The organism is Xenorhabdus innexi (assembly GCF_002632485.1).
GTDB classification, from domain to species: Bacteria; Pseudomonadota; Gammaproteobacteria; order Enterobacterales; family Enterobacteriaceae; genus Xenorhabdus; species Xenorhabdus innexi.
Map to the genome: position 1 here is coordinate 2,635 of NZ_NIBU01000014.1, position 16,595 is coordinate 19,229.

A 16,595-nucleotide genomic window follows, 5' to 3' on the forward strand; every position below is an offset into this window, starting at 1 on the left:
CGAGTGGGTCTTTGACGGTCAGGCGGTCAGGAAAAAGGTGAAATTACCGGAGCAACACCTGACTGAAGCCGAAGCGAAAAAAAAGTTTCTGATTGCGCAAGCGTCAAGGGTTATCGCCCCCCTTCAGGACGCGGTAGACCTCGACATGGCGACGGAGGAAGAGAAAGCCGCGCTGCTGGTCTGGAAGAAATACCGGGTATTGCTTAACCGGGTGGATTGCTCGAGTGCGCCAGAAATTGACTGGCCTGAACAGCCGGAGTGAGGACAGGGGCATAGTGCCCCCTTTTGCTGTTTTTTAACAAGTTCGGGGGTGCTGAAACGGGAACGGAGGTCTTAAATCGGAGGTCAACAAATATAGTGAAAAAATATAGTGAACGAATAGTGAAAGGGGATTTTTGTCAAAGAAAAAAGCCACCTTGCGGTGGCTCTTTTTTATTCCCTAACTCACTGTTTTACCAGAAAGTTTTCATTTGGTGCCCAGGGCGGGACTTGAACCCGCACAGCCTTACAGCCGAGGGATTTTAAATCCCTTGTGTCTACCGATTTCACCACCTGGGCTGAATCTGGAGGCGCGTCCCGGAGTCGAACCGAGGTTGACGGATTTGCAATCCGCTGCATGGCCACTCTGCCAACGCGCCTTTTTGGAGCGGGAAACGAGACTCGAACTCGCGACCCCAACCTTGGCAAGGTTGTGCTCTACCAACTGAGCTATTCCCGCCTTTTCGAACCGCTTGATTTACTTAACTTATTTCGTAAACCTCATGTGCCGTTCGATGCGTTGCATTCTACTTATTTCACGAAATGAGTCAACACAATTATTTAGAAAACTCGTTCGTTCGGTGGTTTTTGCATCAGTTGGATCAACTTTCACGCAAATCCGCCCATGCGGCGCTCAAATATTGAAACATTGACCAGAATGTCAGGATTGTTGCAGCGTATAATAAGATGAAACCACCGATTTCAAATTCCATGTTCGGGCGCCACAGTAAAGCAACCAATGCTGCCATCTGCGCCGTTGTTTTTACTTTGCCCATCCAGGAAACAGCGACGCTGCTGCGTTTTCCTAATTCCGCCATCCATTCCCGGAGGGAGGAGATGATAATCTCTCGCGCAATCATGGTTGCTGTCGGTAAGGTTATCCACCAAGTATGATAATGTTCTGCTACCAATACTAATGCAGTAGCTACCATAACTTTATCGGCAACAGGATCAAGAAATGCGCCAAAGCGGGTTGTCTGTTTCCATAAACGGGCAAGAAAACCATCAAACCAGTCTGTCGCCGCAGCGATGACAAAGATGATGGCGCATAACATCGGCGCCCATTGGAAAGGCAGGTAAAAAGCCAAAACAAAGAATGGGATTAAGGCAATACGAAATAGAGTAAGCCATGTTGGAATATTTAATTGCATAATGCTTCGTAACTATCTGGCCAAGTAAAGTTTATAGGTATGGTGCATCAAGATTCTTAGTGTTTCAACGCATTATAAATTTTTTCTGCCAGTGCATAAGAGATAGAAGGTACTTTTGCGATCTCTTCTACACTTGCACTACGTAAGGGTTGCAACCCTCCCATATATTTTAACAGCATTTGCCGACGTTTTGGTCCGATTCCTTCTATAGATTCCAGTGCGCTGGTTTTTTTTACTTTTTCCCTGCGCTGGCGATGACCTATAATTGCGTGATTGTGAGATTCATCACGTATATGTTGAATGACATGTAAGGCTGGTGAATCAGGAGGGAGTGCCATTCCTTCTTCTTCTGTGGAGAAAAATAGCGTTTCCAGCCCGGCCTTGCGGTCACTGCCTTTGGCTACTCCAATAAGTTTAGGATGCCTTTTATCCCATTCAACGTCTAAAGAGTTAAAAACTTCTGTTGCCTGCTTTAATTGCCCTTTACCGCCATCAATAAAGATGATGTCAGGAATTTTTGCTGAATCAATAGCTTTGCTGTAGCGACGGCGTAAGACCTGATTCATAGCAGCATAGTCATCGCCTGCTGTGATCCCCGTTATGTTATAGCGACGATATTCAGAACGTAAAGGACCATTACTGTCGAATACAACACAGGATGCCACTGTCTGTTCTCCCATAGTATGGCTGATATCGAAGCATTCCATCCGGCGGATTTTTCCGATACCGGCAAATTCAGCAAGTGCTGCCAGACGTTGGTGAATTGTCGATTGCTGGGAAAGTTTGGTGGTTAATGCGGTAGCGGCATTGGTACGTGCCAGTTTGAGATAACGGGCTCTGTCCCCTCTGGGACGCGGCTGGATATGCACTTTTCTCCCGCATAATTCAGAAAGAGAGCTTTCCAGCACCGCTTTTTCCGGTAACGAAAAGTCCAGTAAAATTTCTGTGGGTAGTGTCCGATTCTGACTACCCTGAAGATAAAATTGCCCGAGGAAAGTCTGTACAACTTCATCTAATTTGGTATCTGTGGGAATTTTGGGGTAGTAACTACGGCTACCCAGAATGTTACCCTGTCGGATAAATAGAACATGGACACAGGCCATACCTGATTCAAAGGCAACACTGATAGCATCCAGATCATCGCCTTCACCGGAGACGGATTGCCGTTCTGTGACTTGCCGGACAGCCTGAATCTGGTCGCGATAGCGTGCTGCATCTTCAAAATTGAGCTGTTTGCTTGCTTCTTCCATTTTTTTAACGAGTTCAGCCAGTACCTGCTGATCTTTACCAGCCAGAAATAAACGCACATATTCAACCTGCTGCTGGTATTCCTCTTCTGTTACAAAGCCTTTTACGCAGGGCGCGAGGCAGCGACCAATCTGGTATTGCAGGCAAGGTCTGGAGCGATTGCGATATACGCTGTTTTCACACTGGCGAATGGGAAATAATTTTTGTAAAAGTGCCAGTGCGTCACGTACTGCGTGGGAGTTTGGGAATGGCCCAAAATATTCCCCTTTAGCATGTTTGGCTCCGCGATATATTGTCAGACGGGGATGTGCATCACCACTTAAGAAAATGTAAGGATAAGATTTATCATCCCGCAGTAGTACGTTATAGCGGGGCTGGTAGAGTTTGATGTAGTTATGTTCAAGCAGGAGAGCTTCTGTCTCTGTATGGGTGATAGTGACATCTATCTGCGCGATATTTTTCACCAGAGATTCAGTTTTACGGCTGCCAACCTGCACCCGGAAATAGCTGGAAAGCCGTTTCTTTAAATCCTTGGCTTTGCCGACATAGATTACAGCCCCGGTAGCATCATACATTCTGTAAACACCGGGTTGGCTGGTTACTGTTTTTAAGAATGTTTTTGAATCAAATTGCTCTGCCACGATTTCCCACCCATCACCGACCGTTTTATCACCCACTATGATTTATCATATTGGTGCATCAAGCAAACCACAGCGCATTGCTATATGGGTTAATTCTACATCACCTTTTATGTTTAATTTGTTGAACATTCTATAGCGATAGCTATTAACTGTTTTCGGACTCAGATTAAGTAGCGTTGATATTTCATTTACTTTCTTGCCCTGAGTAATCATTGTCATGATCTGTAACTCACGCTCAGAGAGATCATCCAGCGGATTCTCTTTTTGCGGAGATAGCTGATCGAGAGCCATTTGTTGGGCGATATCAGGAGAAATATAGCGTTGTCCGGCATAAACAGTCCGGATAGCGTTGATCATATCCTGAGGAGTAGCCGCTTTACTTAAATAGCCCCTGACACCGGCCTGCATCACTTTTGTCGGCAGAGAGCTTTCAGTATGAATAGTCAGCATAATAATCCGGGTATCCGGTGAGTAACGAATTATTTTTTTTGCAGCTTCAAGGCCGCCAATTCCCGGCATCCCCATATCCATGATAACAACATCCGTGCTGTTGGATCTGCACCATTTAATAGCCTCTTCTCCGCTACCGGCTTCACCTATAACTTTAATTCCCCGCACATCATCAAGTATGCCTTTCACGCCAATGCGAACCAGTTCGTGATCATCAACTAACAAAACATTTATCAAACAACTTCTCCACCAACGTAACACCTGCCTTCGATTTTCAAGTTATCCGCTGTTTTCAAGCTGCAACTGGGTTGACAATGCTGGAAATCCATCGGATATAAAACATATTTTCCTGATTGGGCAGCATTATACTGGTATTAGCAAAAAACAGAAAGAAATTGTTATATATCAATAAAATAAATGTAAAAGTAATTATTTTTATAAGATTTGTTTGTTATGGAATCTATTTCATATTTATTTCGACAGGGGAGGAGAAAATAGAGAGTATGAATGATTATCTATTTTTGAAAATATTATGAGGGGAATTTTTCCCCTCATATAAATTGTTAACTGAACATGTTTAAAATATCTTGTTTAGTTAACATTGGTGTTTTTTCGACAAAATTATAATATCCGGGTTTACTGTCAATAAAAATTTGCTGAGATAATTTCGCTGAACCATTATTTTCAAATAGCGCTATGGGTACATAATAAGCGTTGGGTTGATGAAGATGATAAAAAAGATGAGCTCCACATTTTTTACAGAAGGCTCTCTCTGCCCACTCTGAAGAGTGATAAGTTGAGATATTTTCATTCCCTGTTATCTGCAAATCGTTTTTGCAGTCTACGGACATAAATGGGCCTCCGCTCCATTTTTGGCATGTTTCACAGTGGCATACATTAATGCTATCAATAGATAGGCTGGTTTTTACTTCTACTGCACCACACAAACAACGGCCTTTATTCATTGTATTACCTATGTGTTTAAGATAAATGTTAGTAATAAAATTTTATAACAAATATAGTTATATATTAACCATTTATTTTGTGGTATTTGGAATATTTATCACATTTATTCATATAAAAACAATTACAGAAAGGAAACGTTATGGTTTATGTATCCTTTTCTTTATTATCAATTTCATCGTCATCATCAATATGCCAATTGTGCAAAATACGATGAACGAATGGTGTTACTACCAGCCCGACAGCAATAAAAAAGATAGCCTGTAGAAATAAACCATAAATAGCAGCGAAATATTTCCCCAGTGTGCTGGTTGGCTGTATATGCAGGCTTTGTGTGCCAATCATTGAAACAGAATTCAATAGAGCATCAGGAATAGCGTGACTTTCAATTAGGAAAAAACCTAATACGCCGGGAATAATGCCAATTAAAAAAATGGCTAAAGCGTGTAAAAAAAATCGGAGTATTCGCAGAAGAAAGCGATCCAGACTAATTAATTTATCAGTAAATTTTTCCATGCCGGGGCCTCCACTAATAAATTTTTATGATTGTACGTTGGTTTTTATTTTTATCAATATTAATTTTCGGGCCACATAGATATTGATGTGGCCGGATTTGTCTGTATTGTATTAATTAGCTGGTAAGGTTTTATAGAGGCACCGGGATATTTTCGCTTGAATTATTTTTGATAAAGCATCAACAACCAGATCATGATTATCATCAATAAAGAAATGACGGCCTTTAAAAAGAATGATGTTCTTATCCTGCTCAAATAAATCAAACCAAGAGTCAAGTTCGTGTTCTGCTACCAGAGGATCATCTGTTCCGCCAAATACGGTTAATGGGCAGGCGAAAGATGCTGTTCCGCTATAGTAATACTCTTCTGAGATTTTAAAATCTGCTTTGATAGCAGGCAAAATCAGTGACAGTAACTCATCATTATCAAGAACCTGCTGATTTACGCGCCCGAATTCCTGTAATGCAATCGCAAATTGTTTATCGTCCAATCCGCTTATTGGCTTTCTGATGGCTGAAACCTGTGGGCCCCGGCTGCCGGAAGCAATAAATTCAATGGGTAGCGGTAAGGCTGCTGCATCGATTTTTCTTAATAACTCAAAAGCAACCCGGCTGCCTAAGCTATGTCCTAAAAAGATATAGGGCATATTCAGTAATGGTTTAATGTTGGTATATAAATTATCAACCAGGTTTTGCATGTTATCGTAAGGTTTTTCCCTGAATCTTGAACCTTTACCCGGAGGTTGAATGACCAGAAACTCAACATGCTCTGTGATCTTTCTGGCAAAAGGAACGAAGGTTGAGCTACTGCCTCCCGCATAAGGGAAGCAAAATATTCTGATCTTCGGGTTAAAAACCTGACTGAGGTTGATAAAATACGGCGAGTATTCGTTGTTCACAATAGAATCCCATTCTTATTTTTAGCTATCTTAAAATAAAGATATTGTATTATTTATGTATTTTCATTAACAGCAAGCTACTGTCTTTGGAACATACTATCGAATATTAAAATATAATGCTTTTAGGGTTTTTTGTTATGTCTCTGAGATTTTATGAAACAGATCAGCGGAGATATCTTTACAATTATGATTTTATTTCAAGTAAGTGAGTGGCAATACCCCAACGAACGACACGAATCTGTTCATTTTTAGCATCAATAACAGAGTAACTACAGTTTGGATGATTATACTGTGTTGTTGCCTCCTGCAAATTAGCACCTTTTATTTGCCATAATATTGATTGTAGAGTGCGGCCATGTGTAATCAGGCATACTGTATCATTACTGCTATTTTTTGCCAGATTTTGTATATAACTGACAGCTCTTTGTGCTACTTCAATTGCCGATTCACCTTCAGGTATAGTTATCGTCGGATCTCCGGCAAAAACCCGTGATGTAACATCAGGATAGTGATATTCAGCCTGTTCGAAAGATAGCCCTTCTAATACACCGAAATTTTGTTCGTATAAATTTTCATTAATTTCCAGCTGACAGCGAAAGTATTCAGCTAAAACCTGACCTGTAGTTATGGCCCGACCGGAAGGAGATGAGACAATTTTGCTGATGGGAAAATCTTTTATTGCGGTCAGTAATGAGTTTATCTGGCGGAATCCCTTTTCAGTCACAGGGCTATCCAGACGACCCTGAAGAGTCCTTTCTATATTCCATTGAGTTTCTGCATGCCGTATTGCAATGATACGCATTATTTGTTCCTTGTATTTAATATCACTAATTTCATCTATAAATAAAATGTATTAATACATCAAAGAATTAGAAAAATAATTAATTGCATATAAATATTAAAATAAATGTTCATGCTGTTGGTAGTCATTGAATGAGTGGAATTCGTTGAATTGCACTATGAAAAATAGCCACTATATTTAATCAAAGTAACTTTAAACTCATAATCTTATACGCTCACAAATAGTTATTTATTGTGATTAATGCATTAATATTGATGTTACTGTTCATGCCGCATTGTAAAAGAATTTAATGCGAGGTCATAAATGGTAACAGTCATTTAATTTTCCTGCATATGGCAGCCATCTATGGTAACCGCCAGATAACATTAAGTCTATTTGTTATTTCGAGTAGAGTAGAAAAGGAAAACGTCATGAAGGTATTGATCGCAAAAAATGAGGTGGGTACAAAGCATCATAGTCATTATATTGAAAACGCAATACATCGTTTAGCGGATAAATTAATTGAACGGGACGTTGAAGTTGTTATTGCGGACTCTTTTGATGATAGTTATACGATAATTGCGGCTAATGAACCGGTTGATTGTTTAATGGTGAGTTGTGCATTAATGGATGATGACTTATATCAGCAGATCCAAAAACTACTGAATAAACTGTTTGAGCGTCAGGAAGATGTGCCGGTATTTTTATTAAGTGATCGGGAAAAAACGGTCTTTTTACTGGATCATGCGATGTTGGAACAATTAACGGAGTTCGCATGGATACTTGAAGATTCCTCAGATTTTATTGCAGGCAGGGCTATTGCTGCGATGCACCGTTATCGTCAGCAATTATTGCCGCCATTAATGTCTGCTTTGATGAATTACAGAAAAGTCTATGAGTATTCATGGGCAGCGCCCGGGCATCAGGGAGGTGTAGGCTTTAATAAAACGCCTGTTGGTCGTATTTATCATGATTATTATGGTGAAAATCTTTTTCGTTCTGATATGGGAATTGAGCGTTCTTCTTTGGGTTCACTGCTGGATCACACCGGAGCATTCGGTGAGAGTGAAAGAAATACCGCCAGAGTGTTTGGTGCCGATCATTCGTATTCGGTTGTGGTCGGAACATCAGGCTCTAACCGCACTATTATGCAGGCCTGTATGACAGAGGATGATATCGTCATTATTGACCGTAACTGTCATAAATCCATTGAACAGGGGCTGATACTGACGGGAGCCAAGCCTGTTTATATGCTGCCGAGTCGCAATCGGTACGGTATTATCGGGCCAATCTATCCGCAGGAAATGGAGACAAAAACCCTCCAGAAAAAGTTGAAACAGAACCCGTTGACCAAAAACATGGCAAAACAAAAACCGGTTTATACTGTTGTGACAAACTGTACTTATGACGGGGTTTGCTATCACGCCAAGCATGTACAAAACCTGCTGGATAAAAGCGTTGATAGAATTCATTTTGATGAGGCATGGTACGGTTACGCCCGTTTTAACCCTATCTATCATGATCACTATGCTATGCGCGGTGACCCGAAAACACATAAAGGGCCAACGGTTTTTGCCACACATTCATCCCATAAGCTTCTGAATGCACTCTCTCAGGCCTCTTTTATCCATGTGCGTGATGGTCGTAATCCGATTGATTTCTCAAGATTTAATCAAGCCTATATGATGCATGCAACAACATCACCTCTGTATGCGATCTGTGCTTCAAATGATATTGCTACCTCAATGATGGATGGCAACAGTGGTTATTCGCTCACGCAGGAAGTCATTGAAGAGGCAGTCGATTTTCGTCAGGCCTTAGCACGCTTGTATCGGGATTACAGCAAAAAAGGGGAGTGGTTCTTTAAACCGTGGAATCAGGAGCAGGTCACAGACCCGGCAACAGGCAAAAAAATGCTTTTTGCAGATGCTCCACGGGATTTACTGGCTACAAAACAAAGTTGCTGGACGATGAACCCCGGTGACAGTTGGCATGGGTTTGAAGATTTGCCTAATGACTGGAGTATGCTTGATCCAATTAAAGTCAGTATTCTGACTCCCGGTATGGGAGACAATGGTAAGTTATTGAAACAGGGGGTTCCGGCAGCACTGGTGACAGCATGGTTAAGCCAGCATGGTATTGTTCCGACACGTACCACAGATTTCCAAATCATGTTCCTGTTTTCAATGGGAATTACTAAAGGGAAATGGGGCACATTACTCAACACTCTGCTTTCATTTAAACATCATTATGATGCTAATACATCGTTGAGTAAGGTATTGCCTGATTTAGTACATGAATATCCAGATGTATATGCCAAGTCAGGGGTAAGAGATTTGGGTGATAAAATGTTCGCCTACTTACACAAAAATAACCCAGGTGAAAAACTGAATCAGGCATACGCGATGTTGCCTGAAGTTGACATGATACCCCGGGCAGCCTATCAGGCGGTTGTGACCAATGATGTCGAGTTGGTTGCACTGGATAAACTTCCCCATCGTATTGCTGCGAACTCAATTATTCCTTACCCGCCGGGTATTCCTATGTTGATGTCAGGGGAAAACTTCGGTGATAAAAACAGCCCACAGATTAGCTACTTGCACGCATTGCAAAAATGGGATCATGAATTTCCCGGCTTTGAGCATGAAACGGAAGGGACGGAAATCATTGATGGTGTTTATCACGTAATGTGCATAAAGCGTAAGGGAAAATAAACTATGGCCACAGTCGCTGAAACAAAAAAAGTGGGTTTGATTCCGGTAACACTGATGGTCGCGGGGAATATCATGGGATCGGGCGTTTTCCTGTTGCCAGCGAGTCTGGCGGCGACAGGGGGAATCGCTATTCTGGGATGGTTGGTGACTATCATTGGAGCGGTTGGATTATCCATTGTATATGCCAAAATCTCTTCACTGGATGATAGTCCGGGCGGCTCTTATGCTTATGCGAGGAGAGCATTCGGGCCATTTCTTGGTTATCAGACGAACGTCCTTTACTGGTTAGCCTGCTGGATTGGCAATATCGCGATGGTTGTGATTGGAGTAGGCTATATCAGCTACTTTTTTCCCATTCTGAAAGATCCGGTTATTTCAACATTCACCTGTATAGCAATATTGTGGATATTTGTTTTCCTGAATATTATCGGCCCTCATGTTATTACCCGAGTTCAGGCCGTAGCGACAACTCTTGCTCTGATCCCGATTGTCGCCGTTGCTGTATTTGGCTGGTTCTGGTTCAGCGGTTCAACCTATATGGATGCCTGGAACGTCAGCGGCATGAACACGTTTAGCGCTATTCAAAGTACCTTAAACGTAACTTTATGGTCTTTTATCGGTGTTGAAAGTGCATCCGTTGCTGCCGGTGTCGTAAAAAATCCCAAACGGAATGTGCCGATTGCTACGATTGGTGGCGTACTGATTGCTGCTGTGTGTTATGTCTTATCCAGCAGTGTGATTATGGGAATGATCCCCAACGCGAGTCTGGTTATGTCATCTTCACCATTTGGTGATGCAGCACGTCTGGCTCTGGGGGATACCGCTGGTGCAATCGTGGCATTCTGTGCGGCGGCAGGCTGTCTGGGATCTCTGGGAGGCTGGACACTGCTTGCCGGTCAGACGGCAAAAGCGGCAGCCGATGATGGCCTATTTCCTAAAATCTTTGCCAAAGTGAATAAAGCCGGAACGCCGGTGGCTGGTCTGTTGATACTGGGGATTTTAATGAGTGTTGTACAGTTCAGCAGTATTTCTCCTGATGCAGCCAAAGAGTTCAGTTTAGTTTCATCGGTATCTGTGATTTTTACCTTGATACCTTATCTGTATACCTGTGCTGCACTATTATTACTCGGTCACGGTCACTTTGGGCAGGAAAAAGGGCGTTATGTTGCGATTACATTTATTGCCTTTGTTTACTGTATCTGGGCTGTATTGGGTACAGGTGCAAAAGAAGTAGTCTGGACGCTGGTGGTAATGATGGTTATAACAGCTATGTATACTTTTAACTACAACACGAAACATCCGGCGCCTTTTCCGTTAGAGAAAAAGGATTAACCTAATTTATATTTAAAAGGGTGCTGCATATCAGCACCTTTTTTGTTTTATTTTTTAGGCTAAACTGATTTCGGTAATACGATATATTGCAGGTCAGAGGCTATATACACCCAATATACTTTGGGAGCCACGGAGTATAATTCTCTGTTTATTGGTTTGGTTTAGTCCTAAGATGTTGAGTTGTTAGACAACTCACAGTAAGTAATACGGGATCTTAATATACTTGTAAAATCAGCTAAATTAGGTAGTTGAGTTAATAGGAGCGTGCGTTATGTACAGAACTATTTTATTACCAGTAGATATCTCTGAGGATGAACTGACAAGCAAAGCTGTTCACTGCGCGCTTAACATTGCCAGAGAAACAGGCGCTAAATTACATATTTTACATGTCCTGCCTATTTCATCCGCGATTATTAATGCTTATGCATTAGGCTATATGGAAATTAAAGATAAAGCGACGATTAAGGCCGAGAAAGATCTGGGCAAGCTGGTTGCTTCCATTGATCTACCGGCTGAGCGTATCAGTTATTCTATTGCTTTCGGTTCACCAAGAGATGAAATCACTGCCACGGCAGATGAACTCGGCGCTGATCTCATTGTGATTGGTTCAAGGCGGCCGAATATCACCACCCATTTACTGGGTTCCAATTCCGCAGCAGTCGTCAGATATGCGAAGACATCCGTATTAGTTGTGAGGTAGTAACCGTTGTACCTTATGGCTATTAGTCATTTTTGTTGTGGTTTCACTGATTGTAACAGCGTAATGGTTAACGGCTATACCCCACGAATTTCAAGACACAGCTTGAAAGACGGTGGGAAATATTCGATTACAGGGGAGTAAATATGTATAAAACGATTTTGGTTCCAATAGATATTGCTGAAGATCACTTGACTGACAATGCGCTTAAGCATGCAGAATTTTTGGCAAAAATTTCTGGTGCAAAGGTTCATCTGTTTCACTCGGTTCCTGATATTTCGAGATTTTCTGTAAATTATAGCTATCATTATGATTTACTGAGTGCCTTTGCAAAAAAAGCCATTGCAAATTCTGAAGAGGAACTCAAAAAAGTTGTAGAAAAAATCAATTTACCGCAGGACAAAGTATCGTTTTCCGTTGCCTTCGGTTCCCCTCGAGATAAAGTTCTCTCTACTGCCCGTGAAATCGGAGCTGACTTAATAATTGTCGGTTCTCGCAGGCCTGATATTTCCACTCATCTTCTGGGCTCTAATGCCTCAGGGATTGTGGGGTATGCAGATATTTCAGTATTAGTCGTTCGTTAAGCTAAGTTGCACTAACTATTTATTTATTATTCACCCCGACAGATAAAATGTCTGCTGGGGTGAATGTTCAGTGGTTATATGTATTATTTTTTTATAAATTTATAGAGGAATACACTGTGTCAGGTTCTGCTATTGTAGTAAACGCTTTAAAATATATGCTTGAAAGTAGTAGTGTGACTACCGCTGATATTGAAGCCTATTTCTCTAATGACTATATTCAGGTCGTCAATGGTAATGAGCTTTTGTTCCATCACTTTGTTTCACATATTCAGGTATTAAAAGATACTTTAATAAATGCGAACATTGATATTTTATCCATAGCGGAAAATGGAAATAATGTTCATACACATCATCGAGTCAAGGTGACTAAAAAAGACGGGGCTAATGCTGAATTTGAAGTGTTTGCCAGATTCATACTTAGTGAGGGGAAAATCACACACTGTTATGAACTGACCAGAAAGATCAGCGGTGATGAACAGGATGATGATTTAGGGTCTAGGAAATAATATTTTTTATAACCTTAATAATGCTTAACATTTATTAAATGAAATTTAAAAATATTAATTATTATTAATATAATAAAATTAAACAAAGAGAACCATTGTAGAATAGTCGGTTCTCTTTGTTTGTGTTTTAGGCATCGAGTGTGATTATTCTCCATCAGAAAACGAATTTAAAGTAATATCCAGTTGTTTTTTACCTGCAATGATAACCTGAATTTGTAAGTGATTTTCTGAGGTATTAATCGTGTTAATCATTACCTCTTCATTTCCTGAATATTTTTTCACAATATCCAGTAGCTCGTGCTCAAGCTGTTCAAATTTAGTGTTAATCGTCATATATATTATTAAATATCCTAAAGTTGATGTGATTTTACCCAATTAGAAATAATTCAATGGCTTAATGAACAGAGTATTCGAGTCGTTAAAGCTGCAATAAATTAACTTATTCGATGAATTAAGTAATATTTATTTTGGTAAACTGAAATACCAAACTGATTTTATAGTCATGATTAAGAAAGAACTGACAAATAAAATATGTGCATTTATTCTCCTAATCAGGCAGGATACCAGATTGATATGACACAACAAGTAAATAGGTATTATTTTGAACAATAATATTCGCCTTTGGGCAAATTATTTTTTATTTTTTTTAGGGTTAATTATTTCTTTTAGTGTATGGAGTGCTCCGGCTAACTTTGAGCAGGCTAAAGTTGAATCACGGAAATATGTTTATGCAGGACTGGAAAAGTCAGGTGTTGGTACTTTGTATTGTGGCTGTGATTGGCAATGGGTAGGTAAAAGCGGCGGGCGTGTTGACTTACCTTCATGTCATTATCGTGTAAGGTCACAGCAGAACCGGGCGGAACGTATCGAGTGGGAGCATATTGTACCAGCATGGGTATTCGGTCATCAGAGGCAATGTTGGCAGAATGGCGGCAGAAAAAACTGTGTTGATAATGATCCGGCATTTCGCGTGATAGAATCGGATATGCATAATCTGGCGCCTTCTATTGGTGAAGTAAATGGAGACCGCAGCAATTTAGGATATGGAATGGCTGACAGAAATCTGGCCAATATGTATGGTGCCTGTAGTAGTAAAGTTGATTTTAAATCGCGTCTGTTTGAGCCGCGGGACAAAGTAAAAGGCATGGTAGCCAGAGTCTATTTTTATATGCATGACCGTTATAACCTGACAATGTCACGTCAGCAACAGCAGTTAATGATGGCCTGGGATCGCCAATATCCTGTAGAAGCCTGGGAGCGGGAAAGAGATAACCGAATCGCTCGGATTATGGGGCATCACAATCCATTTGTTACCGGCAGTAAAAAATGGCAGTTAGGGCATAAAAATTCGGGGCAGGGAATTAACGGGCAAAATAATAGTCACAGTGTTAATACAGTACGGTCAGTTTCCGAGCCGGTAACAATGGCTAAATCAACAGTTAAATCCGCTGGAAATGAAAAAATCAAAGGGAATAAAAACAGTATGATATATCATTTTTATCACTGTTCCGGGTATAAAACTACGGCAGATAAAAATGCTGTTTATTTCCGCTCAGGATCTGAAGCTGAGAAAGCAGGTTATCATTTAGCTGCTAACTGTAAAAAATAGTTAATATAAGTTGAATTGTTATTTTGTTGATTTGAGATTTTATCAATCAAAAGTTAAAAAATGTTTCAGTAAAATTTAAATTGTTACCTTGTCATAAATAAAAGATTGTCATTATACTGACATCATAGTCCGCTAAAATAAGTCTGGTTACTGTAAAGTGGATGTGCGAGGAATGCCGATGACAGATACTGAAACAATTACAATTCAGTCAGGAAACGAACCGGTGATAAAGACCGTACTGCCAACAGAAGGGCGGTTGTCTTATCACCGGTTTTTTTATGGATCTCAATGAGCTGAAAAGGGAGCTCACATCTATTTCATATTCTATCGATGATAGACACCACAAGTGTGAAGCCAACGATAAGGTGTGCGACTATGAGTAGACAGAAAGCAGTGATGAAATCTCGTCGTGAAGTCAGGAGAATGCTGAGAAAAGACATGCGTCAGTCTCGTTATCGCAATGATAATAACGTTACCTCATTAGTACAAATTGGCGGAGTAGAAGCTATTGGAATGGCGCGTGAAAACAGGGATACCTCTGAAATTCGTCCACGCAATGAAGTGCAGTACCGTTATATGCGGGCTATTAATAATAAGCAATTGGTTATTGCTGATGGTGAAGCGGGTTGTGGTAAAACTTTTATCAGCACAGTCATGGCTGCTGATGCGCTGATTAATAAAGAGGTTGATAAAATCATCGTGACCCGGCCGGTATTGCAGGCAGAAGAAGATTTGGGTTATCTGCCGGGAGATATGGCCGAAAAGTTTGCACCATACTTCCGCCCCGTTTATGAGGTGTTATTAAAACGTATGGGCGCCTCATTTTTGCAATATTGTCTTCGTCCTGAGATTGGAAAAGTCGAGATAGCACCTTTTGCTTATATGCGTGGCAGGACATTTGAAAATGCATTTGTGATCCTTGATGAAGCTCAGAATGTGACAATTAACCAAATGAAAATGTTTTTAACCCGATTGGGTGAAAACGTAACAGTAATTGTGAATGGGGATATCAGCCAGTGTGATTTACCGGACAATACCAAATCTGGGCTGGTAGATGCGCTGGAGCGGTTTTTTGATGATGAAACAATCAGTGTAATTCATTTCTCTCAAGAAGATTGCGTGCGCTCTAAGTTATGTCAAAAAGCATTACAGGCTTACAGTGCGGCAGTTTAAGCGAAAATAAACGATAAGCCGGAATAACAGTTGCTCAGAAGGCAACCGGCAGCTTGAAAGACGAAGTGTAATAAAACAAAACGGCTTCATTTATTGCTATCTATATCACGCTGCAATTATGAAGCCGTTAAAAAATTACTCGTTATTTAACCTTCATCCCTGCTGCTGTCATTAAAAAACGGAATAAAGCAGAAACTGCATAAAGTGCTAATACACTACAACACCAAATGGTTATCATCCAAGCCAAGCGCTTCCATAGCGGGGAATGATCTGTTTTAGTGGTAGCCTTGTTCATGGGTGATTTTTCCTCGGAAGACATAATAACTCCAATAGGTGTAAACCAATATTATTGGGATGATAAACAGTGCACCGACAAGCATAAAACCCAGAGATTGAGGCGGAGAAGCAGCCTCTTCATAGCTGATAAAGGGTGGAATGATATTTGGCCAGATACTGATCCCTAATCCGCTGAACCCCATAAAAACCAACAATAATGCAGCTAAAAACGGTGTGCTGTGGCTGCTGGTATGTTTGGTTGCCAGTAATTTCCAGCTTGATCCTAAAACCAGTAACGGCACAGGCAGAAAGAAGAACAGATTAGGCAGGCTGAACCAGCGCTCAGTAATAGCTGGCTGAGAAACAGGTGTCCAGATGCTGATAATAATAATGGTTATCAGCATCAACAAAGTTAATGGGCGCAGGATGCTGCACATTTTTTGCTGCAAATGCCCCTCGTGGTGTATTCTGCAATTAATGACATCACTTTGTATTCCCACGGTAAAGCCACTTAAAAGGTTTAGCTAATACCCGGTTGTAATATTCGATATATTTTAAAATGCATGTCCGTAATATCGCTTTGCTGCTGACGGAAAGCCGCCTGAGCAAATGTCGGGAGACCAGACTGAACCAACATTCAATTTGATTTAACCAGGAAGCGTGTTTGGGGGTATAAACGAATCGGATCCGATGTGTCGGGTCTGATAGAAACTGCATGCGTGTCTCCATGGATTGAAGCGTTCCCCACTGGCCTTTCACTCCCAGTCCCTCATTAAGACCACAGGCTTCGGCAATGAAT

At 41.0% G+C, this 16,595-nt stretch carries 18 protein-coding genes, 3 tRNA genes and 1 pseudogene; 8 read left to right on the plus strand and 14 right to left on the minus strand.

What is annotated here, in order from left to right:
* A partial coding sequence (locus tag Xinn_RS07665; RefSeq protein ID WP_169923546.1) for a tail fiber assembly protein occupies positions 1-262 on the plus strand: 262 nt, incomplete at its 5' end.
* A gap of 209 nt (positions 263-471) precedes the next feature.
* On the opposite strand, the gene Xinn_RS07670 is transcribed toward Xinn_RS07665, so the two are convergent.
* From Xinn_RS07670 to Xinn_RS07715, 10 genes are all read right to left on the minus strand, one after another.
* Positions 472-558: transfer RNA gene (locus Xinn_RS07670), tRNA-Leu, on the minus strand.
* 6 nt (positions 559-564) lie between these two features.
* Positions 565-638: transfer RNA gene (locus Xinn_RS07675), tRNA-Cys, on the minus strand.
* A gap of 4 nt (positions 639-642) precedes the next feature.
* Positions 643-718 (minus strand) — tRNA-Gly (locus tag Xinn_RS07680).
* 142 nt (positions 719-860) lie between these two features.
* Positions 861-1,409, minus strand: coding sequence for a CDP-diacylglycerol--glycerol-3-phosphate 3-phosphatidyltransferase (gene pgsA / locus Xinn_RS07685; RefSeq protein ID WP_086952880.1), 549 nt, complete (start codon positions 1,407-1,409; stop codon positions 861-863).
* Positions 1,410-1,465: 56 nt separating this feature from the next.
* Entirely contained in the window at positions 1,466-3,298 is a 1,833-nt protein-coding gene (gene uvrC / locus Xinn_RS07690; protein ID WP_086956392.1) for an excinuclease ABC subunit UvrC, read from the minus strand.
* Between the two features lie 45 nt (positions 3,299-3,343).
* Complete coding sequence (gene uvrY / locus Xinn_RS07695; protein ID WP_086952881.1) at positions 3,344-3,985, minus strand: UvrY/SirA/GacA family response regulator transcription factor; 642 nt, start codon at positions 3,983-3,985, stop codon at positions 3,344-3,346.
* Positions 3,986-4,311: 326 nt separating this feature from the next.
* Positions 4,312-4,713: a GFA family protein gene (locus Xinn_RS07700; RefSeq protein ID WP_086952882.1), complete on the minus strand. Its 402-nt coding sequence runs from the start codon at positions 4,711-4,713 to the stop codon at positions 4,312-4,314.
* Positions 4,714-4,858: 145 nt separating this feature from the next.
* Positions 4,859-5,227, minus strand: coding sequence for a hypothetical protein (locus tag Xinn_RS07705; protein ID WP_086952883.1), 369 nt, complete (start codon positions 5,225-5,227; stop codon positions 4,859-4,861).
* A 111-nt stretch (positions 5,228-5,338) separates the two neighbouring features.
* A complete protein-coding gene (locus tag Xinn_RS07710) occupies positions 5,339-6,124 on the minus strand; it encodes a thioesterase II family protein (protein ID WP_169923547.1) in 786 nt (261 codons plus the stop codon).
* A gap of 184 nt (positions 6,125-6,308) precedes the next feature.
* A complete protein-coding gene (locus Xinn_RS07715) occupies positions 6,309-6,926 on the minus strand; it encodes a histidine phosphatase family protein (protein WP_086952885.1) in 618 nt (205 codons plus the stop codon).
* Between the two features lie 410 nt (positions 6,927-7,336).
* Here Xinn_RS07715 and adiA point away from each other — a divergent pair, with 410 nt between their 5' ends.
* The 5 genes from adiA to Xinn_RS07740 all read left to right on the plus strand — a co-directional run bounded on the left by adiA (position 7,337) and on the right by Xinn_RS07740 (position 12,738).
* Complete coding sequence (adiA, locus tag Xinn_RS07720) at positions 7,337-9,619, plus strand: arginine decarboxylase (protein ID WP_086952886.1); 2,283 nt, start codon at positions 7,337-7,339, stop codon at positions 9,617-9,619.
* Positions 9,620-9,622: 3 nt separating this feature from the next.
* Positions 9,623-10,951, plus strand: coding sequence for an arginine/agmatine antiporter (gene adiC, locus Xinn_RS07725; protein WP_086952887.1), 1,329 nt, complete (start codon positions 9,623-9,625; stop codon positions 10,949-10,951).
* A 271-nt stretch (positions 10,952-11,222) separates the two neighbouring features.
* Entirely contained in the window at positions 11,223-11,651 is a 429-nt protein-coding gene (locus tag Xinn_RS07730) for a universal stress protein (RefSeq protein WP_086952888.1), read from the plus strand.
* Positions 11,652-11,794: 143 nt separating this feature from the next.
* Positions 11,795-12,232, plus strand: a complete 438-nt coding sequence (locus Xinn_RS07735; RefSeq protein ID WP_086952889.1) for a universal stress protein — start codon at positions 11,795-11,797, stop codon at positions 12,230-12,232.
* Between the two features lie 116 nt (positions 12,233-12,348).
* A complete protein-coding gene (locus Xinn_RS07740; protein WP_143706488.1) occupies positions 12,349-12,738 on the plus strand; it encodes a nuclear transport factor 2 family protein in 390 nt (129 codons plus the stop codon).
* A 144-nt stretch (positions 12,739-12,882) separates the two neighbouring features.
* Here Xinn_RS07740 and Xinn_RS07745 read toward each other — a convergent pair whose 3' ends face one another.
* A complete protein-coding gene (locus Xinn_RS07745; protein ID WP_086952891.1) occupies positions 12,883-13,071 on the minus strand; it encodes a hypothetical protein in 189 nt (62 codons plus the stop codon).
* A 280-nt stretch (positions 13,072-13,351) separates the two neighbouring features.
* Here Xinn_RS07745 and Xinn_RS07750 point away from each other — a divergent pair, with 280 nt between their 5' ends.
* Positions 13,352-14,347, plus strand: coding sequence for an endonuclease (locus tag Xinn_RS07750; protein ID WP_186435678.1), 996 nt, complete (start codon positions 13,352-13,354; stop codon positions 14,345-14,347).
* Between the two features lie 375 nt (positions 14,348-14,722).
* The gene (phoH, locus tag Xinn_RS07755; RefSeq protein WP_086952893.1) at positions 14,723-15,520 is read left to right on the plus strand and encodes a phosphate starvation-inducible protein PhoH; all 798 of its coding nucleotides are present in this window, start codon (positions 14,723-14,725) and stop codon (positions 15,518-15,520) included.
* A 142-nt stretch (positions 15,521-15,662) separates the two neighbouring features.
* Here phoH and Xinn_RS07760 read toward each other — a convergent pair whose 3' ends face one another.
* From Xinn_RS07760 to Xinn_RS23410, 3 genes and pseudogenes are all read right to left on the minus strand, one after another.
* On the minus strand, positions 15,663-15,839 hold the full coding sequence (locus tag Xinn_RS07760) for a DUF2474 domain-containing protein (RefSeq protein WP_422645970.1): 177 nt from the start codon (positions 15,837-15,839) through the stop codon (positions 15,663-15,665).
* Positions 15,796-16,254: pseudogene (locus tag Xinn_RS07765) on the minus strand (cytochrome d ubiquinol oxidase subunit II); the annotation flags it as partial. The gene Xinn_RS07760 and the pseudogene Xinn_RS07765, both read right to left, overlap by 44 nt.
* 25 nt (positions 16,255-16,279) lie before the next feature.
* A partial coding sequence (locus tag Xinn_RS23410; protein ID WP_211285986.1) for a transposase occupies positions 16,280-16,595 on the minus strand: 316 nt, incomplete at its 5' end.